At 67.6% G+C, this 21,749-nt stretch carries 31 protein-coding genes; 4 read left to right on the forward strand and 27 right to left on the reverse strand.

The annotated features are described in order from the left end of the window. Nucleotides 1-9 precede the first annotated feature (9 nt). The 17 genes from rplR to rplC are packed head-to-tail and all read right to left on the reverse strand — an operon-like array spanning nucleotide 10 to nucleotide 8,043. The gene (gene rplR, locus AB8619_RS16050) at nucleotides 10-369 is read right to left on the reverse strand and encodes a 50S ribosomal protein L18 (RefSeq protein ID WP_436793641.1); all 360 of its coding nucleotides are present in this window, start codon (nucleotides 367-369) and stop codon (nucleotides 10-12) included. A 5-nt stretch (nucleotides 370-374) separates the two neighbouring features. Beyond that, entirely contained in the window at nucleotides 375-914 is a 540-nt protein-coding gene (rplF, locus tag AB8619_RS16055; RefSeq protein ID WP_436793642.1) for a 50S ribosomal protein L6, read from the reverse strand. Nucleotides 915-923: 9 nt separating this feature from the next. Continuing rightward, nucleotides 924-1,328, reverse strand: coding sequence for a 30S ribosomal protein S8 (gene rpsH, locus AB8619_RS16060; RefSeq protein WP_436793643.1), 405 nt, complete (start codon nucleotides 1,326-1,328; stop codon nucleotides 924-926). Nucleotides 1,329-1,340: 12 nt separating this feature from the next. Further along, nucleotides 1,341-1,526, reverse strand: coding sequence for a type Z 30S ribosomal protein S14 (locus AB8619_RS16065; RefSeq protein WP_436793644.1), 186 nt, complete (start codon nucleotides 1,524-1,526; stop codon nucleotides 1,341-1,343). 4 nt (nucleotides 1,527-1,530) lie between these two features. Beyond that, entirely contained in the window at nucleotides 1,531-2,103 is a 573-nt protein-coding gene (gene rplE / locus AB8619_RS16070) for a 50S ribosomal protein L5 (RefSeq protein WP_436793645.1), read from the reverse strand. Next, nucleotides 2,103-2,426, reverse strand: coding sequence for a 50S ribosomal protein L24 (gene rplX / locus AB8619_RS16075; RefSeq protein ID WP_436793646.1), 324 nt, complete (start codon nucleotides 2,424-2,426; stop codon nucleotides 2,103-2,105). The genes rplE and rplX overlap by 1 nt, the downstream gene beginning before the upstream one ends. A gap of 1 nt (nucleotide 2,427) precedes the next feature. Then, on the reverse strand, nucleotides 2,428-2,796 hold the full coding sequence (rplN, locus tag AB8619_RS16080; RefSeq protein WP_436793647.1) for a 50S ribosomal protein L14: 369 nt from the start codon (nucleotides 2,794-2,796) through the stop codon (nucleotides 2,428-2,430). Nucleotides 2,797-2,804: 8 nt separating this feature from the next. Further along, complete coding sequence (gene rpsQ / locus AB8619_RS16085) at nucleotides 2,805-3,083, reverse strand: 30S ribosomal protein S17 (protein WP_436793648.1); 279 nt, start codon at nucleotides 3,081-3,083, stop codon at nucleotides 2,805-2,807. After that, nucleotides 3,080-3,298: a 50S ribosomal protein L29 gene (rpmC, locus tag AB8619_RS16090; protein ID WP_436793649.1), complete on the reverse strand. Its 219-nt coding sequence runs from the start codon at nucleotides 3,296-3,298 to the stop codon at nucleotides 3,080-3,082. Before rpmC ends, rpsQ begins: the two co-directional genes overlap by 4 nt. Further along, nucleotides 3,298-3,714: a 50S ribosomal protein L16 gene (gene rplP, locus AB8619_RS16095; RefSeq protein WP_436793650.1), complete on the reverse strand. Its 417-nt coding sequence runs from the start codon at nucleotides 3,712-3,714 to the stop codon at nucleotides 3,298-3,300. The genes rpmC and rplP overlap by 1 nt, the downstream gene beginning before the upstream one ends. An 11-nt stretch (nucleotides 3,715-3,725) precedes the next feature. Further along, entirely contained in the window at nucleotides 3,726-4,661 is a 936-nt protein-coding gene (rpsC, locus tag AB8619_RS16100) for a 30S ribosomal protein S3 (RefSeq protein ID WP_436793651.1), read from the reverse strand. Next, nucleotides 4,661-5,323 (reverse strand): 50S ribosomal protein L22, encoded by a 663-nt coding sequence (rplV, locus tag AB8619_RS16105; protein ID WP_436793652.1) that lies wholly within the window; start codon nucleotides 5,321-5,323, stop codon nucleotides 4,661-4,663. Before rplV ends, rpsC begins: the two co-directional genes overlap by 1 nt. A 2-nt stretch (nucleotides 5,324-5,325) precedes the next feature. Beyond that, nucleotides 5,326-5,604: a 30S ribosomal protein S19 gene (gene rpsS / locus AB8619_RS16110; protein WP_436793653.1), complete on the reverse strand. Its 279-nt coding sequence runs from the start codon at nucleotides 5,602-5,604 to the stop codon at nucleotides 5,326-5,328. Nucleotides 5,605-5,613: 9 nt separating this feature from the next. Further along, on the reverse strand, nucleotides 5,614-6,450 hold the full coding sequence (gene rplB / locus AB8619_RS16115; protein ID WP_436793654.1) for a 50S ribosomal protein L2: 837 nt from the start codon (nucleotides 6,448-6,450) through the stop codon (nucleotides 5,614-5,616). 2 nt (nucleotides 6,451-6,452) lie between these two features. Continuing rightward, nucleotides 6,453-6,743 (reverse strand): 50S ribosomal protein L23, encoded by a 291-nt coding sequence (gene rplW / locus AB8619_RS16120; protein ID WP_436793655.1) that lies wholly within the window; start codon nucleotides 6,741-6,743, stop codon nucleotides 6,453-6,455. Continuing rightward, complete coding sequence (rplD, locus tag AB8619_RS16125; RefSeq protein WP_436793656.1) at nucleotides 6,743-7,384, reverse strand: 50S ribosomal protein L4; 642 nt, start codon at nucleotides 7,382-7,384, stop codon at nucleotides 6,743-6,745. The genes rplW and rplD overlap by 1 nt, the downstream gene beginning before the upstream one ends. After that, the gene (gene rplC / locus AB8619_RS16130; protein WP_436793657.1) at nucleotides 7,381-8,043 is read right to left on the reverse strand and encodes a 50S ribosomal protein L3; all 663 of its coding nucleotides are present in this window, start codon (nucleotides 8,041-8,043) and stop codon (nucleotides 7,381-7,383) included. The genes rplD and rplC overlap by 4 nt, the downstream gene beginning before the upstream one ends. Nucleotides 8,044-8,346: 303 nt before the next feature. Here rplC and AB8619_RS16135 point away from each other — a divergent pair, with 303 nt between their 5' ends. Together AB8619_RS16135 and AB8619_RS16140 are read left to right on the forward strand one after the other, a co-directional pair. Continuing rightward, on the forward strand, nucleotides 8,347-8,508 hold the full coding sequence (locus AB8619_RS16135; RefSeq protein ID WP_436793658.1) for a hypothetical protein: 162 nt from the start codon (nucleotides 8,347-8,349) through the stop codon (nucleotides 8,506-8,508). 100 nt (nucleotides 8,509-8,608) lie between these two features. Next, nucleotides 8,609-9,337, forward strand: a complete 729-nt coding sequence (locus tag AB8619_RS16140; protein ID WP_436793659.1) for a 50S ribosomal protein L11 methyltransferase — start codon at nucleotides 8,609-8,611, stop codon at nucleotides 9,335-9,337. On the opposite strand, the gene AB8619_RS16145 is transcribed toward AB8619_RS16140, so the two are convergent. From AB8619_RS16145 to AB8619_RS16180, 8 genes are all read right to left on the reverse strand, one after another. Next, nucleotides 9,331-10,470 carry an MFS transporter gene (locus AB8619_RS16145; RefSeq protein WP_436793660.1) on the reverse strand — a complete coding sequence of 380 codons (1,140 nt, stop codon included), beginning with the start codon at nucleotides 10,468-10,470 and terminating at the stop codon, nucleotides 9,331-9,333. The two genes, AB8619_RS16140 and AB8619_RS16145, sit on opposite strands and share 7 nt — an antisense overlap. A 100-nt stretch (nucleotides 10,471-10,570) precedes the next feature. After that, nucleotides 10,571-10,891: a 30S ribosomal protein S10 gene (rpsJ, locus tag AB8619_RS16150; RefSeq protein ID WP_436793661.1), complete on the reverse strand. Its 321-nt coding sequence runs from the start codon at nucleotides 10,889-10,891 to the stop codon at nucleotides 10,571-10,573. A 168-nt stretch (nucleotides 10,892-11,059) separates the two neighbouring features. Next, a complete protein-coding gene (gene tuf / locus AB8619_RS16155; protein ID WP_436793662.1) occupies nucleotides 11,060-12,247 on the reverse strand; it encodes an elongation factor Tu in 1,188 nt (395 codons plus the stop codon). Nucleotides 12,248-12,326: 79 nt separating this feature from the next. After that, entirely contained in the window at nucleotides 12,327-14,417 is a 2,091-nt protein-coding gene (gene fusA / locus AB8619_RS16160; RefSeq protein WP_436793663.1) for an elongation factor G, read from the reverse strand. 111 nt (nucleotides 14,418-14,528) lie between these two features. After that, a complete protein-coding gene (gene rpsG, locus AB8619_RS16165) occupies nucleotides 14,529-14,999 on the reverse strand; it encodes a 30S ribosomal protein S7 (RefSeq protein WP_436793664.1) in 471 nt (156 codons plus the stop codon). Then, complete coding sequence (gene rpsL / locus AB8619_RS16170; protein ID WP_436793665.1) at nucleotides 14,999-15,370, reverse strand: 30S ribosomal protein S12; 372 nt, start codon at nucleotides 15,368-15,370, stop codon at nucleotides 14,999-15,001. The genes rpsG and rpsL overlap by 1 nt, the downstream gene beginning before the upstream one ends. Before the next feature lie 132 nt (nucleotides 15,371-15,502). After that, on the reverse strand, nucleotides 15,503-15,955 hold the full coding sequence (locus tag AB8619_RS16175) for a hypothetical protein (RefSeq protein ID WP_436793666.1): 453 nt from the start codon (nucleotides 15,953-15,955) through the stop codon (nucleotides 15,503-15,505). 92 nt (nucleotides 15,956-16,047) lie between these two features. Then, the gene (locus AB8619_RS16180; protein ID WP_436793667.1) at nucleotides 16,048-17,040 is read right to left on the reverse strand and encodes an alpha/beta hydrolase; all 993 of its coding nucleotides are present in this window, start codon (nucleotides 17,038-17,040) and stop codon (nucleotides 16,048-16,050) included. A 71-nt stretch (nucleotides 17,041-17,111) separates the two neighbouring features. On the opposite strand from AB8619_RS16180, the gene AB8619_RS16185 reads away from it, so the two are divergent. Then, nucleotides 17,112-17,861 (forward strand): enoyl-CoA hydratase/isomerase family protein, encoded by a 750-nt coding sequence (locus AB8619_RS16185; protein WP_436793668.1) that lies wholly within the window; start codon nucleotides 17,112-17,114, stop codon nucleotides 17,859-17,861. A gap of 44 nt (nucleotides 17,862-17,905) precedes the next feature. Continuing rightward, nucleotides 17,906-20,506 carry a LuxR C-terminal-related transcriptional regulator gene (locus AB8619_RS16190; RefSeq protein ID WP_436793669.1) on the forward strand — a complete coding sequence of 867 codons (2,601 nt, stop codon included), beginning with the start codon at nucleotides 17,906-17,908 and terminating at the stop codon, nucleotides 20,504-20,506. 11 nt (nucleotides 20,507-20,517) lie between these two features. Here the strand turns inward: AB8619_RS16190 and AB8619_RS16195 are convergent, their stop codons facing one another. After that, on the reverse strand, nucleotides 20,518-21,015 hold the full coding sequence (locus tag AB8619_RS16195) for a hypothetical protein (protein WP_436793670.1): 498 nt from the start codon (nucleotides 21,013-21,015) through the stop codon (nucleotides 20,518-20,520). A gap of 28 nt (nucleotides 21,016-21,043) precedes the next feature. Then, on the reverse strand, nucleotides 21,044-21,616 hold the full coding sequence (locus AB8619_RS16200) for a hypothetical protein (protein ID WP_436793671.1): 573 nt from the start codon (nucleotides 21,614-21,616) through the stop codon (nucleotides 21,044-21,046). Between the last annotated feature and the right edge of the window lie 133 nt (nucleotides 21,617-21,749).

Below are 21,749 nucleotides of genomic sequence, written 5' to 3' on the forward strand. Positions count from 1 at the left end.
TATCAGTCCTCAGAATTCCAGTCCGGCTTCGCGTGCAGCGTCGGCGAGGGCCTTGACCCGACCGTGGTAGCGGTTGCCACCTCGGTCGAAGACGACCTTCTCGATGCCGGCGGCCTTGGCGCGCTCGGCGGCGAGCGCACCGATCTTGGCGGCGGCCTCGGCGTTGCCGCCGTAGCCGTCGAAGGAGGCCTCGTGCGTCGAGGCAGCGGCGAGGGTGACGCCGGTGATGTCGTCGATGACCTGGGCCACGATGTGCTTGGACGACCGGAAGACCGCGAGGCGCGGGCGCTGTGGCGTGCCCTCGACCTTCTTGCGGACCCGGCGATGACGACGGTCGCGCCCGAGCTTCTTCTTGGCGGTGGTGCTCATGGTTCCTACTTGCCTGCCTTGCCGGCCTTGCGGACGACGTGTTCGCCCTTGTAGCGGACACCCTTGCCCTTGTACGGCTCGGGCTTGCGGAAGTCGCGGATCTCGGCGGCGACCTGGCCGACCTGCTGCTTGTCGACACCGCGGACGATGATCTGCGTGGGTGCCGGCACCTCGAACGTCACACCCGAAGGAGCGGCGTAGTCGATGCTGTGGCTGTAGCCGAGGGCGAGTTCGAGCTTGTCGTTGCCCTTGGCCGTGGCCCGGTAACCGACGCCGATGATCTCGAGTTCCTTCGTGAACTCGTTGGTCACGCCTTCGACCATGTTGGCGACCAGCGCACGGACGAGTCCGTGGAGGGCGCGGTTCTGGCGGGTGTCGTCGGGACGTTCGACCAGGATGGTGTCGCCGTCCTGACGGACGGTGATGTCACCCGGGACGGTCTGGGTCAGGGTGCCCTTCGGGCCCTTGACGGAGACCTCGTCGGGGGCGAGCGTGAACTCGACGCCGGAGGGGATGGTGATCGGAGCCTTGCCGATGCGGGACATCGTCGCCTCCTACCAGACGAAACAGAGGACTTCGCCACCGACGTGTCGCCGGCGAGCCTCTCGGTCGGTCATGAGTCCCTGCGAGGTCGACAGCACGGCAACGCCGAGGCCACCGAGGACGCGAGGGATCTCGTCGGACTTCTTGTACACGCGCAGGCCCGGCTTCGAGATGCGCTTGATGCCGGAGATCGTGCGTTCACGCTCGGGCGAGTACTTCATGTCGATCGACAAGAACTTGCCCGGGCGATCCGGACGGTCGGTCGTCTTGAAGTCCTCGATGTAGCCCTCTTCCTTGAGGAGTACGGCGAGCGCTTCCTTGATCTTCGACGACGGCATGGTGACGTCGTCGTGCTTTGCGATGTTTGCGTTGCGGACACGCGTGAGCATGTCGGCGATGGGGTCGGTCATCGTCATGAGTCGGTCACCTCACCAGCTCGCCTTGGTCACACCGGGGATTTCCCCGTTGTGCGCCATCTGACGGAAGCAGACTCGGCAGAGGCCGAACTTGCGCAGCACCGAGCGCGGACGACCGCAGCGGCGGCAGCGTGTGTAACCGCGCACCTTGAACTTGGGCTTCTTGTTCGCCTTGTTGATCAGCGCTGTTTTCGCCACTGTCTCAACTGTCCTTTCGGAAGGGGAAGCCGAAGGCGGCGAGCAGGGCTCGACCTTCGGCGTCGGTGCGTGCGGTGGTGACGATCGTGATGTCCATCCCTCGGACGGTGTCCACGGCGTCGTAGTCGATCTCGGGGAAGATGAGCTGTTCGGTGACACCGAACGTGTAGTTCCCGTTGCCGTCGAAGCTGCGGGGGTTGAGTCCCCGGAAGTCGCGGATACGGGGGATCGCCACCGAGACCAGGCGATCGAAGAACTCGTACATGCGGTCGCCCCGGAGGGTGACCTTGCATCCGATGGCGTTGCCCTCACGGAGCTTGAAGCCGGCGATCGACTTCTTGGCCTTCGTCGTCAGCGGCTTCTGGCCGGTGATGATGGTGAGGTCGTTGATCGCGCCGTCGAGGAGCGAGGCCTGGCCGACGGCATCGCCGACGCCCATGTTGACCGAGATCTTCTCGAGCTTGGGCACCATCATGACGTTCGGGAGCTCGAGGGTCTCCTTCAGCTGGTCACGGATGGTGTCCTTGTAGCGGGCCCGCAGCCGCGGGACCGTGGGGGCTTCTGTCTGTGCCGACATCAGTCGAGGTCCTTTCTGCACTTCTTGCAGACCCGGGTCTTCGTGCCGTCGGGGTCGACGCGGTAGCCGACGCGGGTGGGGCCGCAGCTGTCGCACAGGAGGGCGACGTTGGCCACGGGAAGCGGCATGTCCTTGTCGATGATGCCGCCCTGCATCGTGGCCGAACGCGGCTTCTGATGCTTCTTGGCGACGTTCACGCCGTCGACGATGACCTTGCGCACGTCGGGCAGAGCGGTGATCACTTCACCCTCCTTGCCACGGTCCTTGCCGGTGAGGACACGAACGGTGTCGCCCTTGCGGATTCGCATGGAGTTCTTCGACATCTCAGAGCACCTCCGGTGCGAGCGAGACGATGCGCATGAACTTGGCGTCACGCAGCTCACGGCCCACCGGGCCGAAGATGCGGGTGCCACGAGGCTGGCGCTGGTCGTTGATGAGCACGGCGGCGTTCTCGTCGAAGCGGATGTAGCTGCCGTCGGGACGGCGCCGTTCCTTCTTCGTCCGGACGACGACGCACTTGACGACCTCGCCCTTCTTGACCGCTGCGCCGGGGATCGCGTCCTTGACGGTGGCGACGAAGATGTCACCGATACCGGCGTAGCGACGCTTGGAGCCGCCGAGCACCTTGATGCACAGCACCTCCTTGGCACCGCTGTTGTCCGCGACGCGAAGTCGTGATTCCTGCTGGATCATCGGTTCACCTACTTCGCTCGCTCGAGGATCTCGACGAGACGCCAGCGCTTGGACTTGCTGATCGGCCGGGTCTCCATGATCCGGACACGATCGCCCTCGTTGGCGTCGTTGGACTCGTCGTGGGCATAGAAGTTCGTGTTCCGCGCCATCGTCTTGCCGTACCGGGGGTGCGGCTTGCGAGACTCGACCGTGACCACGATGGTCTTCTCCATCGAGGTCGACGTGACGACGCCCTCGCGGAGCTTTCGGGTCGAACGCTCGGGGGCGTCGGTGTCGGTGGTGCTCATTCGGAAGCCTCCAGGGCTTCGGCGGCCGCGATCTCGCGGGACCGGGTCTCGGTGAGGCAGCGGGCGATCTCTCGCTTGACCTCGCTGATGCGTGCGGTGTTGGTCAGCTGACCGGTGGCGTTCTGGAACCGGAGGTTGAACAGTTCCTCACGGGCCTCGGCCAAGCGGGCGACGAGTGTCTCGTCGTCGAGGTCGAGCAGGATGTTGGTGGCCACTAGAGCGCCTCCTCACGGGTCACGAAGCGAGCACGGATCGGCAGCTTCTGGATGGCCCGGTCGATGGCCTCGCGGGCCACGACGTCATCGGGGTAGGACAGTTCGAACAGGATGCGGCCGGGACGGACCACGGCGACCCACGATTCGACATTGCCCTTGCCGGAACCCATGCGGGTCTCGGCCGGCTTCTGGGTGACCGGCTTGTCGGGGAAGATGTTGATCCACACCTTGCCGCCACGGCGCGTGCGACGCGTCATGGCGATACGTGCGGCCTCGATCTGACGAGCGGTGATCCATCCGGGCTCGAGCGCCTGGATGCCGTACTCGCCGAACGACACCTCGGTGCCGCCCTTCGCCTTGCCTTTGGTGCGACCACGATGGGTCTTGCGGTGCTTGACCTTCTTGGGCATCAACATGACGGTGCTCCTCAGTCCTGCCCGTCGCGGAAGTGCGGCGTCTCGTGCCGCTCCTTCGTCTGGCGCTCGATCTCTTCTTCCTCGGCGAGCAGTCGCTCGAGTTCGGGATCGGCTTCCTTGATGAGCGGCTCGACGGCCCCCTCGACGGGAGCGGTGGCCGCAGTGGTCTCGTCGCCCTCGGCCGGTGCGGAGGCCTCGGCCTCGGCAGCGGCGCGGCGAGCGGCCGACGACACGACGGGAGCAGCCGGCTGACCGGACGTCTCACCGACGGCCATGGCGGCCTCGCGGTTGATCTTGTCGTCGAAGGCGGCCTTGTAGGGCAGGATCTCGCCCTTGTAGATCCAGACCTTGACGCCGATGCGGCCGGCGCTGGTCTTGGCCTCACGGAAGCCGTAGTCGATGTCGGCACGCAGGGTGTGCAGCGGCACACGACCTTCGCGGTACCACTCGGTGCGGGACATCTCGGCGCCGCCGAGGCGACCCGAGCACTGCACCCGGATGCCGAGGGCACCGGCCTTCTGGGCCGACTGGACGGCACGCTTCATGGCACGACGGAAGGCGACGCGGCCGGCGAGCTGGTCGGCGACGCCCTGGGCGATCAGCGCAGCGTCGAGCTCGGGCTGCTTGATCTCGACGACGTTGAGCTGGACCTTCGGGTTGCCGGAGATCTTGGTGAGGCCGGCGCGGAGGCGGTCGGCTTCGGAGCCCTTGCGGCCGATCACGATGCCGGGGCGTGCGGTGTGCACGTCGACACGCAGCTTCTCGCGGGTCCGCTCGATCTCGACCCGGCTGATCGCGGCGTGCGGCAGCTCGGTCATGAGGAAGTCGCGGATCTTCCAGTCCTCGATGACGAAGTCGCGGTACTCGGCACGATCGGCGAACCAGCGGCTCTTCCACTCGGTGGTGATGCCGAGGCGGAAGCCGTACGGGTGGATCTTCTGTCCCATTACTTCTCTTCCGTTTCGTCGGCGTCGTCGGTGGTTTCCTCGTCGACGACGACGTCGTCGGTTTCACTCACGGGCTCGTCGGTGCCGGCGTCGGCAGTCTCGACGGCCTCGTCGACGATGGCGTCGACGTCGGTCTCGTCCTCGTGGTCATGATCGTGTTCGTGATCATGATCGTGGTCGTGCTCTTCCTGCGAGGCAGCGACACGAGCGGCGCGGTCGGCGGCCTGCTGGCCACGGCGACGTGACGCCCGGCTGCCCGGGACGGCTTCACGCTTGGCCTGCTCGATGCGCAGCATCTCGCCGGTCATCGGGCTCACGATGAGCGTGATGTGGCAGGTGCGCTTGCGGATGCGAGTGGCACGACCACGGGCACGGGGGCGCCAGCGGTACATCGTGCGGCCCTCGTCGGCGTAGCACGCCGAGACGAAGAGGCTCTCGGGGTCGATCTGGTCGTTGTGCTCGGCGTTGGCCACGGCCGAGTCGAGCAGCTTGCCGATGACCTCGGCGGCGCTGCGCTCGGTGTAGGTCAGCACGTCGCCGGCCTCGTCGATCGACTTGTTCCGGATGAGGTCGAGGACGACGCGGGCCTTGGTGGCCGACATGCGCACGTTCTTGACCTGGGCACGGGTGCCCGGGCGCTCGTTGGTCTTTGCTGCGGTCATGGCTAGCGCCTCGCCGCCCGTTCCATGCCTGCATGGAACTTGAAGACCTTGGTCGGGGCGAACTCGCCCAGCTTGTGTCCGACCATCGCCTCGGTGACGTAGACGGGCACGTGCTTGCGACCGTCGTGGACGGCCATGGTGTGACCGACCATGTCGGGGATGATGGTGGACCGACGAGACCAGGTCTTGATGACCTTCTTCTCGTTCTTCTCGTTCAGCTCGTCGACCTTCTTGAGCAGGTGGTCGTCGACGAACGGGCCCTTCTTGAGTGAACGGGGCATCGATGGCTCCTATCGCCGCGAGCCGCGGGTACGGCGGCGACGCACGATCTGATCGTTGGACTTCTTCTTCTTGTCGCGGGTGCGGCCCTCGGGCTTGCCCCACGGAGAGACCGGGTGGCGACCACCGGAGGTCTTGCCCTCGCCACCACCGTGCGGGTGGTCGACGGGGTTCATGACGACACCGCGGGACTGCGGGCGAACGCCCTTCCAGCGGTTGCGGCCAGCCTTGCCGATCTTGATGAGGTCGGCTTCGGCGAAGCCGACTTCACCGATGCTCGCACGGCAGTCGATCGGGACCCGACGCATCTCCGAGGAGGGCAGACGCAGCGTGGCGTAGGCGCCTTCCTTGGCGACGAGCTGGATGGCGGTGCCGGCGGACCGGCCCATCTTGCCGCCGCCGCCGGGCTTGAGCTCGACGTTGTGCACGACGGTACCGACGGGGATGTACCGCAGCTCCATGGCGTTGCCGGGGCGGATGTCCGAGCCCTGGCCCGACTGGAGGCGGTCACCGACCTGCGCACCCTTGGGGGCGATGATGTAGCTCTTGGTGCCGTCCACGTAGTGGAGCAGGAGGATCCGGCAGTTGCGGTTCGGGTCGTACTCGACCGCGACGACCTTGGCCTCGACGCCGTCCTTGATGCGACGGAAGTCGACCTGGCGGTAGCGCTGCTTGTGGCCACCACCACGGTGACGAGAGGTCATGCGGCCGTTGTTGTTGCGGCCACCGGTGCTGGACTTCTTGGCCAGCAGCGTCTTCTCCGGCGTGTCCTTCGTGATCTCCGAGAAGTCGGAGACCGTCTGGAAACGGCGGGCAGGACTGGACGGCTTGCGCTTGCGAACCGGCATGATCAGACCCCCTCGAACAGATCGATGGAGTCATCGGCGTGCAGGGTCACGATGGCTCGCTTGATGGTTGACCGCGTCGAGAACGCACCGGTACGCCGGTTGCGCATGCGCTTGCCCTTGCGGTTGAGCGTGTTGACCTTGCGGACCCGCACGTCGAAGATCTCTTCGATCGCCTTGCGGATCTGGGTCTTGTTCGCGTCGGGGTGGACCACGAACGTGTAGACGTTCGTCTCGATGAGGTCGTAGCTCTTCTCGGAGACGACCGGTTCGATGATGACGGAGCGGGCGTCCATCAGGCGGACTCCTTCGCAGCAGGCTCGTTGGCCGAAGATCGGGGGAGCGTGTCGGTCGTGAAGACCATCCAGTCGCTCACGATGATGTCGTGGGCGTTGAGCTCACCGGGCTGGCAGACATGGACGTTCGCCAGGTTGGCCAGGCTCTTCGTGGTGTTGACGTCGTCCCGGGACACGATGGCCAGGATGCGACCCTCGGTGCCGAGCGTCTCGAGCGCCACGCGAGCGGACTTGGTCGACGGGGCGTCGAGCGCCCACGAGTCGAGCACGATGATCCGCTCGGACTGGGCCCGATCGGAGAGCGCGGAACGCAGGGCCAGACGCACCATCTTCTTGGGGGTGCGCTGGTCGTACTTGCGGGGCTTGGGGCCCAGGGCGATACCGCCACCACGCCACTGCGGGGCGCGGATGGAACCCTGACGGGCTCGGCCGGTGCCCTTCTGCTTCCACGGCTTGGCGCCACCACCACGCACCTCGGCGCGGGTCTTGGTCGACTGCGTGCCGGCGCGCTTGGCGGCCAGCTGTGCGGTGACGACCTGGTGGAGGACCGACAGGTTCGGCTCGATGCCGAAGAGCTCGTCGTCGAGCTCGACCGAACCGACCTTGTCGCCGGCGGTGTTCTTGACGTCGACGGAGGTCATGCCCCAGCTCCTTGGGTCACGGCGCCCTGCTTGACGGCGTCGCGGATCAGGATCGTGGACTTCTTCGGACCGGGCACGGAGCCACGGATCAGCACGATCTCGCGCTCGGGATCGGTCTCGACCACGGTGAGGTTCATCGTGGTGACCTTCTCGTTGCCCATGCGACCCGCCATCTTCTGTCCCTTGAAGACTCGAGCGGGGGTGGCACAGGCGCCGATGGCACCCGGCTTGCGGTGGTTACGGTGCGCGCCGTGGCTGGCGGGAGCACCGCCGAAGCCGTGACGCTTCATCACGCCGGCGAAGCCCTTGCCCTTGGACACGCCCGTCACGTCGACGAGGTCGCCGGCGGCGAACAGGTCGGCAGCGATGGACTGGCCCACTTCGTAGTCGGACACGTCGTCGATGCGGAGCTCGACCACGGTCTGACCCGGGTCGACGCCAGCAGCGGCGAAATGGCCGGCCTCGGGCATGGTGAGCTTGCGCGGATCGCGCTGGCCGAAGGTGACCTGCAGCGCGCTGTATCCGTCGTGCTCGGGAGTCTTGATCTGGACGACACGGCAAGGCTGTACGCGCAACACGGTGACGGGAACGACGTTGTTGTCGTCATCCCAGACCTGTGTCATGCCCACCTTGGTGGCGACGATCGATTTCGTGGCCATGTCGGCGTGTCCTTCTTCACGCAAACGCTCCGGAGGGCACATGGCCCAACGGAGCGCTGGTATCAGTTGTGCCGCACGGTTCCCGACCGGAGTTGGGTCGAGCCTGCGCGGGCCTCGGTTGGAGAGATGGAGCGCCCTGGGCCGTGAGGCCTTGGGGCACGAAGAAGAAACGATAGCGGTCCGGCGGGGCGACGTCCAATGCGAGCGCCACGATGACGGACGGGACGTCGTCCGTCACGACACCGACACCTTTCGTCATCCGGCCGAAATGGGACTGTTGTCTGGATCCGCTGTGATGGGCCCATGGCGATGGAACACCTGCACCTGGACGGCTCGACCGCAGATCATGCGGAATGGACGGTGGACCTGCGTGACGACGACTTCGACGCATCGGCGCTCGAGCGGGCGATGGTCGAGGCTCGGGAATCCGCATATTCGGAGCTGGCAGCGCTCGACGCCGCCTGACGCATTCGGGGGGGGGAATCCCGGGCACGCATCGATGCACGACCTCCTGGGGGGTCGTGCATCGTCGCGTCGGGGCACCGGCGGCGACCAGACTGATGCCATGCGGCTGCTCGCCATCGACACGGCCGGCCACGACGTCGAGCTGGTCGCCGACCGTTGTTGGCAGGCGGGGGCCGCCGGCCTCTGGGAGGTCGATGCCACGACGTTGCGCGCCGGCGTCGAGGAATCCGAGGTCGCCGGGTTCCTGACGGCGCTCCAGGATCTCGGACCCGTCGACGTCACCGAGGTCGAGGCCGTCGAACTGGCCGGCCGACTCGTCGTCGTCGAGATGGCGGGCCACGACGTCGAACTGTGGGTACCGGCGACCGTCTTCGGCGATGCCGCCCACCCGACCACGTCGACGTGCCTCCGACTCCTCGACGGACTCGTCCGGCCAGGCACCACCGTCCTCGACGTCGGCAGCGGCACCGGCGCCCTCTCGATCGCCGCCGCGGTGCGCGGCGGGCGGGTGACGGCCATCGACATCGACGCCGAGGCGGTGTCCGCCACCATCGACAACGCGGCGCGCAACGGCGTCAGCGTCTCGGCCACCGCCACTCCCCTGGCCGACGTCGTCGGGACCTTCGACGTGGTGATCGCCAACATGACGATCGGGTCACTGGCGCCGCTCGTGCCTGACCTGGTCGCACACGTGGTCGCCGGCGGGACGATCGTCGTGTCGGGGTTGTTGGCCGACCAGTGGCCCGCGGTGCGCGATCGCCTCGGTGGGTCGGTGGCCGACGTGCGTGCGGTCGACGGCTGGGTGTCGGCGGTGGTCGTCGCTCACTGAGCGGGTTCGCGCACGCGGAGGAGCACGACACCGAAGGCCACGACCAGGGCCGGGACGCTGACCAACACGACGGCATCGATCCCGTGCTCGGCGAAGAGCCGGGTGCCGACCACCGCCGCCAGGGTCCGAGCGCCGGTGAGGCCGGCGACGGCGAGACCCATGGCGGCGGCGCGATGGGACTCGTCCACCTCGACCACGAGCGGGAGTGCCGACACGAAGGCGAGCTCGAACCCGAGGCCGACCGCGAGTGCGGCGGCGATGCCGACCGCGTCGAGCGATCCGGCGAGCGAGAAGCCGAGTGCCGCCGGGACGAGGACGACGATGCCCGCCATCACCGCGACCCGCTTGCCCACGCGGTCGGCGAGGAACGCCGAGAGCAGCGAGCCGATGACCTCGCCCACGCCGAGGAGGATGACCACGGCGCTGATCGTCCGATCGCTCATCCCCAGGTCGGTCTCGAAGAACGCCCCCTCGGTCACGAAGAACAAGGCGGCGCCGAGCGACAACGCGAAGACCGCGGCGTGGAGCCAGGTGGGCCGGGCGTGGCCTGCCGCCGGCTTGGTGTTCTTGGCACCGGCGACCTTGGTCTCGAGCGTCGCCCGCACGACGGGGATCGAGGCCAGCAGGATCACGGCGGACAGGGCGTAGGGCACCCGCCAGGTGGTCACGGATGCCAGGAGCCCTGCGACGGGGACGCCCAGGAGGAACGCTCCCGACCAGGTCAACTCGCCCAGGCCCAGGGCGCGCCCGCGCCGCTCGAAGGGCACCTCGTCGCCGATCCACGCTCCGAAGGAGACGTCGAAGAGGTAGCGACCGATGGCGACGAAGAACAGGGCGACGCCGAACACGGCGACGTGGGGTGCTAGGGCGACGCCGACGCAACCGGCGGCCGACACGACGAGACCGTCGGTCATGCCGCGGCGGCGACCGATGCGGTCGAGGCGCCGGCCGATCAGCGGCGCCAGGAGGCCGGCGATCTCACCACCCGCGACGCCGACGCCGATGGTCGCGAGGTCGGTGCCGAGCCCGTCCGCGATCGTCGGGAGGAACGGATACGCGAATCGCAGCGACACCGTCCCCAGCAGACGGGCAGCGAAGAGCCGCCGAAACGCCACCCGAAAGGCAACATTCATCGGCGGCTCCTGGCCTTTTCGACGATTGGGATGGGAGTTGCCAGCCCCAGCGCGCGCCTCCAGAAGTGAGGAGGTCCCGCCAGCGACCGACGAACGGCGGCTACGCCTGCTGGATCTTGATCTCGATGTCGACGCCGGCGGGGAGCTCGATGCGCTGCAGCGAGTCGACCGTCTTGGGCGAGGGCTCGAGGATGTCGATGAGGCGCTTGTGGATCCGCATCTCGAAATGCTCGCGGGAGTCCTTGTCCTTGTGCGGCGAGCGGATGACGGTGAAGCGGTGCTTCTCGGTGGGAAGCGGAATCGGACCCCGGACCACGGCCTGCGTGCGGGTCACGGTCTCGACGATCTTCTTCGTCGACTGATCGATGACCTCGTGGTCGTATGCCTTGAGACGGATGCGGATCTTCTGCTTGTCAGCCATGGCTGTACGACCTGGACGCTTTCTGAGCTGGGCTCTACGGGGCTCGATTGTCAATGTTCTTGCGATGGGGGTGTGACGCGGAAGAGCGCCGGCACCGAGTGGGAAACCCTACCCGGCGCCAGCGCTCTGTCCAAAGGCTGAGGACCAGTGCGGAGCACTGGCCCGCCACTACTTGAGGATCTTGGTGACCCGGCCGGCGCCGACGGTGCGGCCACCCTCACGGATGGCGAAGCGAAGACCTTCGTCCATGGCGATCGGGTTGATCAGCTCGACCGTCATGTCGGTGTTGTCACCAGGCATGCACATCTCGGTGCCCTCGGGCAGCTCGACCGAACCAGTGATGTCGGTCGTCCGGAAGAAGAACTGCGGGCGGTAGTTGGAGAAGAACGGCTTGTGACGGCCACCCTCGTCCTTGGTCAGCACGTACACCGTCGCCTCGAACGAGGTGTGCGGCGTGATCGAACCGGGCTTGCACAGCACCTGGCCACGCTCGACACCGTCCTTCTCGATACCGCGGAGCAGAGCGCCGATGTTGTCGCCGGCCTGACCCTGATCGAGCAACTTGCGGAACATCTCCACACCCGTGCACGTCGTCTTCGTCGTGTCACGAATACCGACGATCTCCAGATCGTCACCCACATGCACGATGCCCTGCTCGACCTTGCCGGTCACGACCGTGCCACGACCCTGAATCGAGAACACGTCCTCGATCGGCATCAGGAACGGCTTGTCCAGATCACGCTCGGGCTCGGGGACGAACTCGTCCACCGCAGCCATCAACGCCATGACCTGATCGCCAGCAGCCTCGTCACCCTCGAGCGCCTTCAACGCCGACACCGGCATCACCGGAGCGTTGTCGCCGTCGAAGTCCTGGTCGGCCAGCAGCTCGCGGACCTCCATCTCGACCAACTCGAGGAGCTCCTCGTCATCGACCATGTCGACCTTGTTCAACGCGACCACGATCGCCGGAACACCGACCTGGCGAGCCAACAGCACGTGCTCACGCGTCTGGGGCATCGGACCATCGGTCGCCGCGACCACCAGGATCGCACCATCGACCTGGGCAGCGCCCGTGATCATGTTCTTGATGTAATCCGCGTGACCCGGCATGTCGACGTGCGCGTAATGCCGATTGTCGGTCTCGTACTCGATGTGCGCAACGTTGATCGTGATCCCACGCTCACGCTCTTCCGGCGCCTTGTCGATCATGTCGAAGTTGGTGACGTTGTTGCCCTCGACCCGCTCCGACAACACCCGCGAGATCGCCGCGGTCAACGTCGTCTTCCCATGATCGATGTGACCCATCGTCCCGATGTTCACATGCGGCTTGGTCCGGTCGAACTTCTCCTTGGCCATGGTGGCGCCTCTTTCTTTCTCGGTGTCTCAGACTGATTGGAATCGATTTCGGGGTGGGGAGACGGAAGACGGAGTCTTCCTATTCCCCACGGACTCGCTTGACGATCTCTTCCTGCACGTTGGCAGGGCACTGCTGGTACGAGTCGAAGTGCATGGTGTAGTTGGCACGACCCTGGGTCTTCGACCGCAGGTCGCCGACGTAGCCGAACATCTCCGAGAGCGGGACCTGGGCGTTGATGACCTGTGCGAGACCGCGCTGGGTCATGCCGCCGACCTGGCCACGACGGGAGTTGAGGTCGCCGATGACGTCGCCCATGTAGTCCTCGGGGGTGACGACTTCGACCTTCATGATCGGCTCGAGGATGACGGGCTTCGCCTTGCGAGCCGCCTCCTTGTACGCCATCGTGCCGGCGATCTTGAACGCCATCTCGGAGGAGTCCACGTCGTGGAACTTGCCGTCGGTGAGGATGGCCCGGACGTCGACGGTGGGGAAGCCGGCGAGCACGCCGGACGAGAGGCTGGCCTGGATGCCGGCGTCGACCGAAGGGATGTACTCCTTCGGGATGCGTCCACCGGTGATCTGATCGACGAACTCGTAGCCGCCACCGGGGCCGGTGGGCTCGAGCGTGATCTGGACCTCGGCGAACTGACCCGAGCCACCCGTCTGCTTCTTGTGGGTGTACTTGTACTTCTCGATCGTCGTGGTGATGGTCTCGCGGTAGGCGACCTGGGGCTTGCCCACGGTGGCGTCGACGCGGAACTCACGGAGCATGCGGTCGACGAGGACCTCGAGGTGCAGCTCGCCCATGCCGGAGATGACGGTCTGGCCGGTCTCCTCGTCGGACTTCACCTGGAAGGTGGGGTCTTCCTCGGCCAGCGACTGGAGGGCCTTGCCCATCTTCTCCTGGTCGGCCTTGGTCTTGGGCTCCACGGCAACGGTGATGACCGGCTCCGGGAACTCGAGCGACTCGAGCACGATGGGGTGGTTCGGATCGCAGATCGTGTCACCGGTCTTGGTGTTCTTCATGCCGATGCCGGCGACGATCTCGCCGGAGTAGATCTGCTCGCGGTCCTCACGGGTGTTGGCGTGCATCTGCAGCAGGCGACCGAGGCGCTCCTTCGAACCGGACCGCACGTTGAGCACGGTGTCGCCCTTGCCGAGCGAGCCGGAGTAGACGCGAAGGAAGGTGAGCTTGCCGACGTGGGGGTCGGTCATGATCTTGAAGGCGAGGGCGGCGAAGGGCTCTTCGTCGGTGAGCTCACGGGTGAGCTTCTCGTCTTCCTTGATGTTCATGCCGTTGACCGGCGGGAGGTCGGCCGGGCTCGGGAGGTACTTGACGACGGCGTCGAGCAGGGGCTGGACGCCCTTGTTCTTGAACGCCGTGCCGAGGAGCACGGGCACGATCTCGTTGGCGATGGTCGCCCGGCGGATGCCGGCGTGGAGTTCTTCCTCGGAGATCTCTTCCTCGTTGAGGAACTTGTCCATGAGGGCGTCGTCGGCGGTCGCGACGGTCTCGACGAGCTCGGCACGCCACTCGACGGCCTTCTCCTGGAGATCGGCGGGGATCTCCTCGACGTTCCACTTGGCGCCGAGTTCCTCGTTCGGCCAGACGAGCGCCTTCATCGTGATGAGGTCGACGACACCAGCGAAGTCACCCTCGTAACCGATGGGGAGCTGCAGCACGGCGGTGTTGGCGCCGAGGCGGTCCTTGATCGAGTCGAGTGCGTCGTAGAAGTTGGCGCCGAGGCGGTCCATCTTGTTGACGAAGCACATGCGGGGGACGCCGTACTTGTTGGCCTGGCCCCACACGGTCTCGGTCTGGGGCTCGACGCCGGCGACACCGTCGAACACGGCGACCGCGCCGTCGAGCACGCGGAGCGAACGCTCGACCTCGACGGTGAAGTCGACGTGGCCCGGGGTGTCGATGATGTTGATGGTGTGGCCGTCCCACATGCAGGTCGTGGCGGCGGAGGTGATGGTGATCCCCCGCTCCTGCTCCTGCTCCATCCAGTCCATGGTGGCGCCGCCCTCGTGGACTTCGCCGATCTTGTAGTTGCGACCGGTGTAGTAGAGGATCCGCTCGGTGGTCGTGGTCTTGCCCGCGTCGATGTGGGCCATGATCCCGATGTTGCGGAACTTGTCGATCGAGTTGCTGCGCTTTTCAGCCATGAAGATGTCTCTCAGATGGAAACGACCGGGCCATCCTCGTGGAGGACCCGGTCGGTCGGGGCCGGGCTCCTGGTCGAAGGGACGGCCCGCTGGGGTGGTTACGGGCGGGCGCTACCAGCGGTAGTGAGCGAAGGCCTTGTTGGAGTCGGCCATCTTGTGCATGTCTTCGCGACGCTTCACCGAGGCACCGAGGCCGTTGGAGGCGTCGAGGATCTCGTTGGCGAGGCGGTCGGCCATCGTGCGCTCACGACGGGCACGGGAGTAGGTCACGATCCAGCGGATCGCCAGCGTGTTGGCGCGGCGGGGGCGGACCTCGATGGGCACCTGGTAGGTGGCGCCACCGACGCGACGGCTCTTGACCTCGAGCTGGGGCTTGACGTTCTCGATCGCTCGCTTGAGCGTCGACAGCGGCTCGGCACCGGTCTTGGACTCGACGGTCGCCATGGCGTCGTTGATGATCTTCTCGGCGGTCGAGCGCTTGCCCGACTGGAGGATCTTGTTGGTGATCTGGGTGACGAGCGTCGACTGGTAGACGGCGTCGGGCTTGACTTCGCGCCGCGGCGCGGGTCCCTTACGAGGCATTACGCGTCCTTCTTGGCGCCGTAGCGACTACGGGCCTGCTTGCGGTCACGGACGCCCGAGGTGTCGAGCGAACCACGGATGATCTTGTAGCGGACGCCCGGAACGTCCTTCACACGGCCACCACGCACGAGCACGATGGAGTGCTCCTGGAGGTTGTGGCCCTCGCCGGGGATGTACGCCGTGACCTCGATGCCCGAGGTGAGCCGGACACGGGCGACCTTGCGGAGCGCCGAGTTGGGCTTCTTGGGCGTGACGGTGAAGACACGAGTGCACACGCCGCGGCGCTGCGGTGCGCCCTTCAGTGCGGGCGTCTTGGCCTTGGCCGTCTTGGACTGCCGACCCTTGCGGACCAGCTGTTGAATCGTGGGCACGTGTGTCCTCTAAACCTGGTGTCTGGAACGAGTTTGGCGAATGCGAACTTCGATGGCCACGGGCACGCAGAAAGGGCGCGCATGGCCGACGGGACATGCTACGGGTCACGTTCCTGGCGACACAACCCGAGGTCAGCCCGCGACGGTCTCTTCGGTCCGCTGTCGCGTGAGGACGAGCAGTGCGCCGAGCGTCGCGAGGCAGACGAGCGCACCGATCTCGACGGCGCGCGAGGTGTTCGCTGCATCATTCCACGTCGGCTCGGTCCAGCCGAGGACCGTCCCGGTACGGCTCAGGATCAACACCGCGAGTGCGCCCGCCTGGAACATCGCCGTGGCTGCGACGACGACCCAGAGCAACCGCTGCGCCCGCCACGCCGTGGCGGCGAGGGCGACCACGGCGACGACCGACATCGCCACGTGGACCGGGAACCCGATCGTGACCACCTCGGCACCGGGCACGCTCGAGGGGACGTCGCGGTAGACGTCGAGCCACTCGGTCAGGTGGACGTAGCCGCCGGCGGCGACGAAGGCGACGGACGCCACGACGAGCGGGGTGGTCAGTCGGGTGGTCAGTCGGTTCTGCACACCCCTTCTCCGGACCCGGTGGCCAGGCGGGATGACCCACGCGAACTCGACGTCGCAGCCGTCGGCCCCCGACGCTGACGACGTCGAGTTCGTCAGATGGTGGTGGTGGTGGCGGCGGCCAGGCCCCGGCGGAGGGCGTCGACCCGGTAGGCGGCGATCCGGGTGGAGGAGCCGGCGGCCGGGTTGTACACCTCGGACGCGTGGAACGCCCCGGGCGTGACGTGCAGTTCGGTCGGGACGCCGGCCTGGAGGAGCGCCGCCGCATAGGCGATGTCCTCGTCACGGAAGGCGTCGACCTCACCCACGTCGATGTACGCCGGAGGCAGGTCACGCAGGTCGTCCACGCCGGCGCGCGCCGGGGCGGCGGTGATCGGAACGGCGCTCCGGTCGATGTCGCCGAGATAGGCGTCCCATGCGATCACGTTGTTGGAGCGGTTCCAGACCCGCGGTTCGGTGATCTCGTGGCTCGAAGGCGTCTCGTTGCGATCGTCGAGCATGGGGTACAGCAACCACTGGAAGCACAGCGGGAACTCGGCGCGGTCGCGTGCCTCGATCGCCAGCCCGGCCGACAGTCCACCCCCGGCGCTCGAGCCGCCCACCCCGATCCGGCTGGGGTCGAGACCGAGCGACGAGGCCTCGCCGTGGATCCAACGCAGCGCCGCGTAGCAGTCGCGCATCGGCGCAGGGTGCGGATGTTCGGGCGCCAGGCGGTACTCGACCGAGACGACCATGCATCCGACGTCGGCGACGATCTGCTCGCAGTGGAAGTCGGTGTCGGTCACCCGCATCACGACCATGCCGCCGCCGTGGATGTAGAGGAGTGCCGAGCCGTCGTGACCGCCGACGGGCTCGTACACCCGCACCATCACCTCGGGATCGGTCCCCTCGCCCGCGATCATCACGTCGCGTGAGGTCACACCGGGCACGACGGGCAGGATCGACCGGAGACCGTCGAGGGCCTCGATCGACCGAGCACGCGCCTCGGGGATCCCGATGCCGAGATCGGTGCCGGGCACGAAGTCGAGGACCGGGACGATCTCCGGATCGGCCCGGTCGACGAACGCCGGATGCTGTTTCGATGTCATGATCGCCCCTGGGTCGTCTGCCGGCCGCAGACTCTGCCACGGGGCCGGGCCTGTCCGATGTGAGGAGTTCCATGACCGCCACCACGCTCACCGCCACCGACGGCGTCGCGACCATCACGCTCGACCGACCGGACAACCGCAACGCGTTGTCCACGGCCCTCGTCGACTCCCTCGGCGACCATCTCACCGCTGCCGTCGCCGACACCGCAGTCCGCGTCATCGTGCTGACCAACACCAGCCACGTCTTCTGTGCGGGCGCCGACCTGTCGGGCGCCGACGACGCCCCGCCGCGGTACTCGCTCGTCGACATCTTCGAGCTGCTCCTCGGATCGCCCAAGCCCGTCGTCGGTCGCATCGCCGGTCACTGCATGGGCGGCGGCGTCGGCCTCGCCGCCGCCTGCGACATCTCGGTGATCACCGAGGACGCCAAGGTGGGGTTCACCGAAGTGCGCATCGGCGTCGCTCCGGCGATGATCTCGGTCGTCTGCCTGCCCAAGATGCGGCGGGCCGATGCGATGGAGCTGTTCCTGTCGGGCGAGCGGATCGCCGCGGCCCGAGCCGTCGAGGTCGGCCTGCTCAACCGAGTGGTTGCTGCCGACGATCTCGACGACGCCGTCGACGGCGTCGTCGGCAACCTGCTCGCCGGCGGGCCGAGCGCCTTGACCGCCGCGAAACGCCTGGTCAACGAGGTACCCGCCATGGACCGCACCGACGCCTTCGTCGCCACCGAGCGACTGTCGGCCGAACTCTTCGCGTCCGACGAGGCAGCCGAGGGCATGGCCGCCTTCCGCGAGAAGCGCACGGCTCGCTGGGTCCCCTGAGCAGCCGGTCGGGGCACGCCGTCCCACGCGGTACGTTCGCGACGATGGTGGGCGACCTGGCCGGACGAACGCGTGAACTCACCGCGGTCGAGCGCGGGATCGCTCGTCACGGTGGCGTGGCGCTCGCGGGTGAGGCCGGTGTCGGGAAATCGGCCATCCTCCACGAGGTCGAGCGCCGACGACGTGCGGACGGCACGGTCGTGTCGATCGCCGGGTCCTACGCCGGACGCTCGATCCCCTTCGGTGCCGTCGCCGCGTGGTTGCCCGAAGACCCGCCGCCGACCCAGGCACTGCTGGTCGTCCACCTGCTCGAGACGATGCTCGCCGGCGACGGAGACGGCGACGAGCCGGTGATCCTCTGCGTCGACGACGCGCACCTCCTCGACGACGCCAGCCTGCTCGTGGTCAGCGAGACCATCCGGGTCCAGGACAACCCCGTCGTCCTCACCGTCCGGACCGGCGAGGAGTTCCCCGAGGCCCTCCGACATCTGATCGACAGCGGAGCGGTCCACCGCATCGAGGTCGAGCCACTCGACCGGGAAGCCGTCGCATCCATCGCCCACGACCAACTCGGCGACCGACTGTCCGAGGATGCGCTCGATCCGGTCGTCGACGCGACGAGGGGGAACGCACTGGTGCTCCGCGAACTCCTCGTCGATGCCGTCGACACCGGCCGCCTCGTCCTCGACGGCGACCAGTGGGTGCTGCGCGGCCAACTCGCCGCCGGGACACGCGTCACCGAACTCATCCGGGCCCGAGCACAACGCCTCGACCCGGACGAGCGAGCGCTGCTCGACAAGGTCGCGGTCGCCGAGCCGGTGCCGCTCGCGCTCCTCGGGTCGCCGGTCGAGGATCTGGCCACCCTCGAGCGGCGCAACCTGGTCTCGGTCACCAACGACGGTGGCCCGGTCGTCGTCGAGACCAGCCATCCGATGGTCGGCGAGGCACTCCGCCAGTCGATGACCGTCGCCGAGCGCATGGGCGTGCTCCAAGCGCTGTGCCGGGCAACGGGCGAGGTCGAGGCGTTCCCCCCTGGAGCAGCGGTCCGTGCGGTCGCCTGGTACGTCGAGACCGGTGACGCAGTGCTGCCGGCGGCCGCGACCGGCGCGGCATGGGAATCACTCCTCTCGCTCGACCTCGAGGCGGCCGAGCGCTACGCGACCATGGCGGCGAACGACCACTGGCGTGCGGCATTCGTCCTGGCGGAAGTCGCCCGCGTCCGAGGCGACGGCGAGACCGCCGTCCACTGGCACGACCGGGCGGCAACGCTCGCCGACGACGACGCCGCGATCCGCAAGGTCGCCATGGCCCAGGCCGGCGTCCACGCGTTCCAGCTCACCGATCCCAAGGCCGCGATCGCGTCGTTGCGACGGGCTGCCGGGGCCGTGGCCGAGCCCCGGAACTCGGTCGAGCTCCTGTGCGAGGCCGCGTTCCACGCCACGCTGCTCGGCGAGTTCGACGAGGTCGTCACCACCTGCCGGGAGGTGCTGCGTCGGCCGGACCTCGACCTGATGACGATCTGGACCGCAGCGATCAACCTCGGGTACGCCCAGGTGATCCTGGCCGACGTCACCGACCTCGAGGCATCGCTCTCGCGAGCGCGCGAAGCGGTGAAGGTCGTCCGAGCCGATCATCCGGCGGGGTCCGACCTGACCGCAGCGATGTCGGTCGCGTCCGCCGTCCTGCGAGGGCGACTCGTCGAAGCCGTGGACCTGGCCGACCGGTCGGTCGACGCGCTCCGAACCAACGGCGCACACCGTGGCCTCGCCGCTGCGGTGGCCAGCGAGGCGCTGATGATCGCCGGCGACGCCAGGGCGTTCGACTACGCGCTCCAGTCGGTCGAGCAACTCCGTGCCTTCGACCCGTACAACTCGCTCCCCTACGGCTCCGGCTTCGCGGCGCTGCTCGCCGCCACGTCCGACGAGGCCGAGTTGGCCTCCTCGATCCTGGCGGAGGTCGACGAGGAGGCCGTCGACATCCGGAGTCGGGCCGTCCTCGGCCGGGCCCACGCCGTGTTGGCATGCGCAAACGATCCCGACGAAGCCGCGCGGATCGCCAACGAAGCCGGCGTCATCGCGTTGGAGTCGTCGCACATCGCCATGGGTGCGACCGCGCTGGTCGAGGCGCTGGCGTATCGCCCCGGTGCCGAGGTCGCCGCGATCCTCCACGAGGTCGGCGGATCGTCGACCTCGCCGTTCGTGCGGTCGATCGCCGACTACGCGGGCGCCGTCGCCAACGGCGACGTCGAGGACGTGATCGAAGCGGCCGGTCGACTCAAGGCGATCGGCGCCCATGGTGTGGCTGCGTCGGCACTGGTCGTCGCCGCAGGACTCGACGACGACGAGGCCCGTGCCCGCCGCTCGCTGGCCCGGGCCGATGCCACGGCGCTGCGAGCCGGTGTCGTGGTGCCTCCGTGGAGCGTGCCCGACGTCGCCGACGCACTCTCGGCCCGGGAGATCGAGATCGCCCTCCTGGCCGCCGAGGACCGCTCCGACCAGGAGATCGCCGACGAGCTCTACCTGGCGCGCCGCACCGTGGGGAACCACCTCCACCGCGCGTACGCGAAGCTCGACGTCTCGGGACGGGGCGAGCTGCGTGATGTCTTCGCTCGCCCGCCCGGCGAGGACGACGACGCTCATCGCTGATCGCTCGTGTCTCAGGAGACCTGGACCGACACGGTGAGGACGGTGTCGCCGTCGGCGTTCGCCTGGAGTGTGAACGAGAGGTCGTGACCGTCGCGGCCCGTCCACTCGAGGATGGTCGAGTCACTCGGGTCCTCGCGCGAGTCAGGCTCGCCGTAGTGGTCGATCAGGTCGGACGCGACATCGTCTGGTGGTCCCGCCACCGATCCCAACAGGATCCACGCCACGCTGCCGCCGTCGTCCTGCTCCTGGGCGCTGAGCACCTCGTAGTCCTCGGGGAGCCAGACCGAGTCCGGGAACCCGTCGGGGATTCCCAACCCGCTCACCGTCACCGAGTTGTCACCCTGCTCGATGGTCACGCCGTCCGAGCCGAGATCGAGGTCGGGGGCGTCGGCGCCGTCGTCGGGTTCCGCCGCCGGCACGTCATCGCTTGCCGCGTCGTCGTCGCCACCGCATGCGCCGACCATGAGTCCGGCCGACACCAGTGCCGCAATCCACCAGGTCTTGGTCATCTCCTGCTCCTGTCTCGTTGCTCGTCGGCTACTTGTCGGCGCACGTGACGTCGAATGAGCCGGTCACGGTCACTGCCTCGGCCGGGAGCGAGAACACGTCGACGAAGTCACCCTCACCCGTGGCGTGATTGCCGTCGATCGAGTACGAGGCAACCGAGGTCTCGGGCATGCCGACGATCACGTCGGTGCGTCCGGACTCGAACTGCGATTCGTCGACCACGTCGACCCGTACCGACGGCGGGTCCCAGTCCTCGTCCGTGTCGGTCTCCCAGTCCTCCGGGGGCAGGTCGACGTCGATGTCGATCCCCGTGTCCCGGTCGATGAACTGCGCGCTGAGCCCGCCGCCGAGGGTCACGCAGACCAACTCTTCGGATGCCGTGTAGGTCGTCCCGTCGATCGTCACCGATGCGCCGACCGGGCCGCTGGCCCCGCCGTCATCGTCTCCGCCGACCGGCTCCGCCCCGCTGTCGTCGTCGACCGCCGCGTCGTCCTCCGTTGCGGCCGCTCCGGTGTCTGCATCATCATCGCCGCCGCAGGCCGCGAACCCGAACAGGAACGCGGAAGACAGCAGCACAGCCAGGATCGTGTGGAATCGCTTCATGAAGCGACGGTAAGGCGCCACGGCGATCTCGTCGCTACTCATCGACCACGCGGGACTACTCAACGCACCCCCGAAAACGACAAGACCCCCTCGACCGTGCGACCAGGGGCCGACGATCGAGGGGGTCTTCCGT

Origin of the sequence: Actinospongiicola halichondriae (assembly GCF_049103745.1) — a bacterium.
In the GTDB taxonomy this organism is placed as follows: Bacteria; Actinomycetota; Acidimicrobiia; order Acidimicrobiales; family Salinilacustritrichaceae; genus Salinilacustrithrix; species Salinilacustrithrix halichondriae.

Bases quoted from the DNA above. Each gene is read 5' to 3' on its own strand.
- rplR (WP_436793641.1), bottom strand. From the start codon at position 369: ATGAGCACCACCGCCAAGAAGAAGCTCGGGCGCGACCGTCGTCATCGC.
- rplF (WP_436793642.1), bottom strand. From the start codon at position 914: ATGTCCCGCATCGGCAAGGCTCCGATCACCATCCCCTCCGGCGTCGAG.
- rpsH (WP_436793643.1), bottom strand. From the start codon at position 1,328: ATGACGATGACCGACCCCATCGCCGACATGCTCACGCGTGTCCGCAAC.
- rplE (WP_436793645.1), bottom strand. From the start codon at position 2,103: ATGTCGGCACAGACAGAAGCCCCCACGGTCCCGCGGCTGCGGGCCCGC.
- rplX (WP_436793646.1), bottom strand. From the start codon at position 2,426: ATGTCGAAGAACTCCATGCGAATCCGCAAGGGCGACACCGTTCGTGTC.
- rplN (WP_436793647.1), bottom strand. From the start codon at position 2,796: ATGATCCAGCAGGAATCACGACTTCGCGTCGCGGACAACAGCGGTGCC.
- rpsQ (WP_436793648.1), bottom strand. From the start codon at position 3,083: ATGAGCACCACCGACACCGACGCCCCCGAGCGTTCGACCCGAAAGCTC.
- rplP (WP_436793650.1), bottom strand. From the start codon at position 3,714: ATGTTGATGCCCAAGAAGGTCAAGCACCGCAAGACCCATCGTGGTCGC.
- rpsC (WP_436793651.1), bottom strand. From the start codon at position 4,661: ATGGGACAGAAGATCCACCCGTACGGCTTCCGCCTCGGCATCACCACC.
- rplV (WP_436793652.1), bottom strand. From the start codon at position 5,323: ATGACCGCAGCAAAGACCAACGAGCGCCCGGGCACCCGTGCCCAGGTC.
- rpsS (WP_436793653.1), bottom strand. From the start codon at position 5,604: ATGCCCCGTTCACTCAAGAAGGGCCCGTTCGTCGACGACCACCTGCTC.
- rplB (WP_436793654.1), bottom strand. From the start codon at position 6,450: ATGCCGGTTCGCAAGCGCAAGCCGTCCAGTCCTGCCCGCCGTTTCCAG.
- rplW (WP_436793655.1), bottom strand. From the start codon at position 6,743: ATGGACGCCCGCTCCGTCATCATCGAACCGGTCGTCTCCGAGAAGAGC.
- rplD (WP_436793656.1), bottom strand. From the start codon at position 7,384: ATGACCTCCGTCGACGTCAAGAACACCGCCGGCGACAAGGTCGGTTCG.
- rplC (WP_436793657.1), bottom strand. From the start codon at position 8,043: ATGGCCACGAAATCGATCGTCGCCACCAAGGTGGGCATGACACAGGTC.
- AB8619_RS16135 (WP_436793658.1), top strand. From the start codon at position 8,347: ATGGCGATGGAACACCTGCACCTGGACGGCTCGACCGCAGATCATGCG.
- AB8619_RS16140 (WP_436793659.1), top strand. From the start codon at position 8,609: ATGCGGCTGCTCGCCATCGACACGGCCGGCCACGACGTCGAGCTGGTC.
- AB8619_RS16145 (WP_436793660.1), bottom strand. From the start codon at position 10,470: ATGAATGTTGCCTTTCGGGTGGCGTTTCGGCGGCTCTTCGCTGCCCGT.
- rpsJ (WP_436793661.1), bottom strand. From the start codon at position 10,891: ATGGCTGACAAGCAGAAGATCCGCATCCGTCTCAAGGCATACGACCAC.
- tuf (WP_436793662.1), bottom strand. From the start codon at position 12,247: ATGGCCAAGGAGAAGTTCGACCGGACCAAGCCGCATGTGAACATCGGG.
- fusA (WP_436793663.1), bottom strand. From the start codon at position 14,417: ATGGCTGAAAAGCGCAGCAACTCGATCGACAAGTTCCGCAACATCGGG.
- rpsG (WP_436793664.1), bottom strand. From the start codon at position 14,999: ATGCCTCGTAAGGGACCCGCGCCGCGGCGCGAAGTCAAGCCCGACGCC.
- AB8619_RS16180 (WP_436793667.1), bottom strand. From the start codon at position 17,040: ATGACATCGAAACAGCATCCGGCGTTCGTCGACCGGGCCGATCCGGAG.
- AB8619_RS16185 (WP_436793668.1), top strand. From the start codon at position 17,112: ATGACCGCCACCACGCTCACCGCCACCGACGGCGTCGCGACCATCACG.
- AB8619_RS16190 (WP_436793669.1), top strand. From the start codon at position 17,906: ATGGTGGGCGACCTGGCCGGACGAACGCGTGAACTCACCGCGGTCGAG.
- AB8619_RS16195 (WP_436793670.1), bottom strand. From the start codon at position 21,015: ATGACCAAGACCTGGTGGATTGCGGCACTGGTGTCGGCCGGACTCATG.
- AB8619_RS16200 (WP_436793671.1), bottom strand. From the start codon at position 21,616: ATGAAGCGATTCCACACGATCCTGGCTGTGCTGCTGTCTTCCGCGTTC.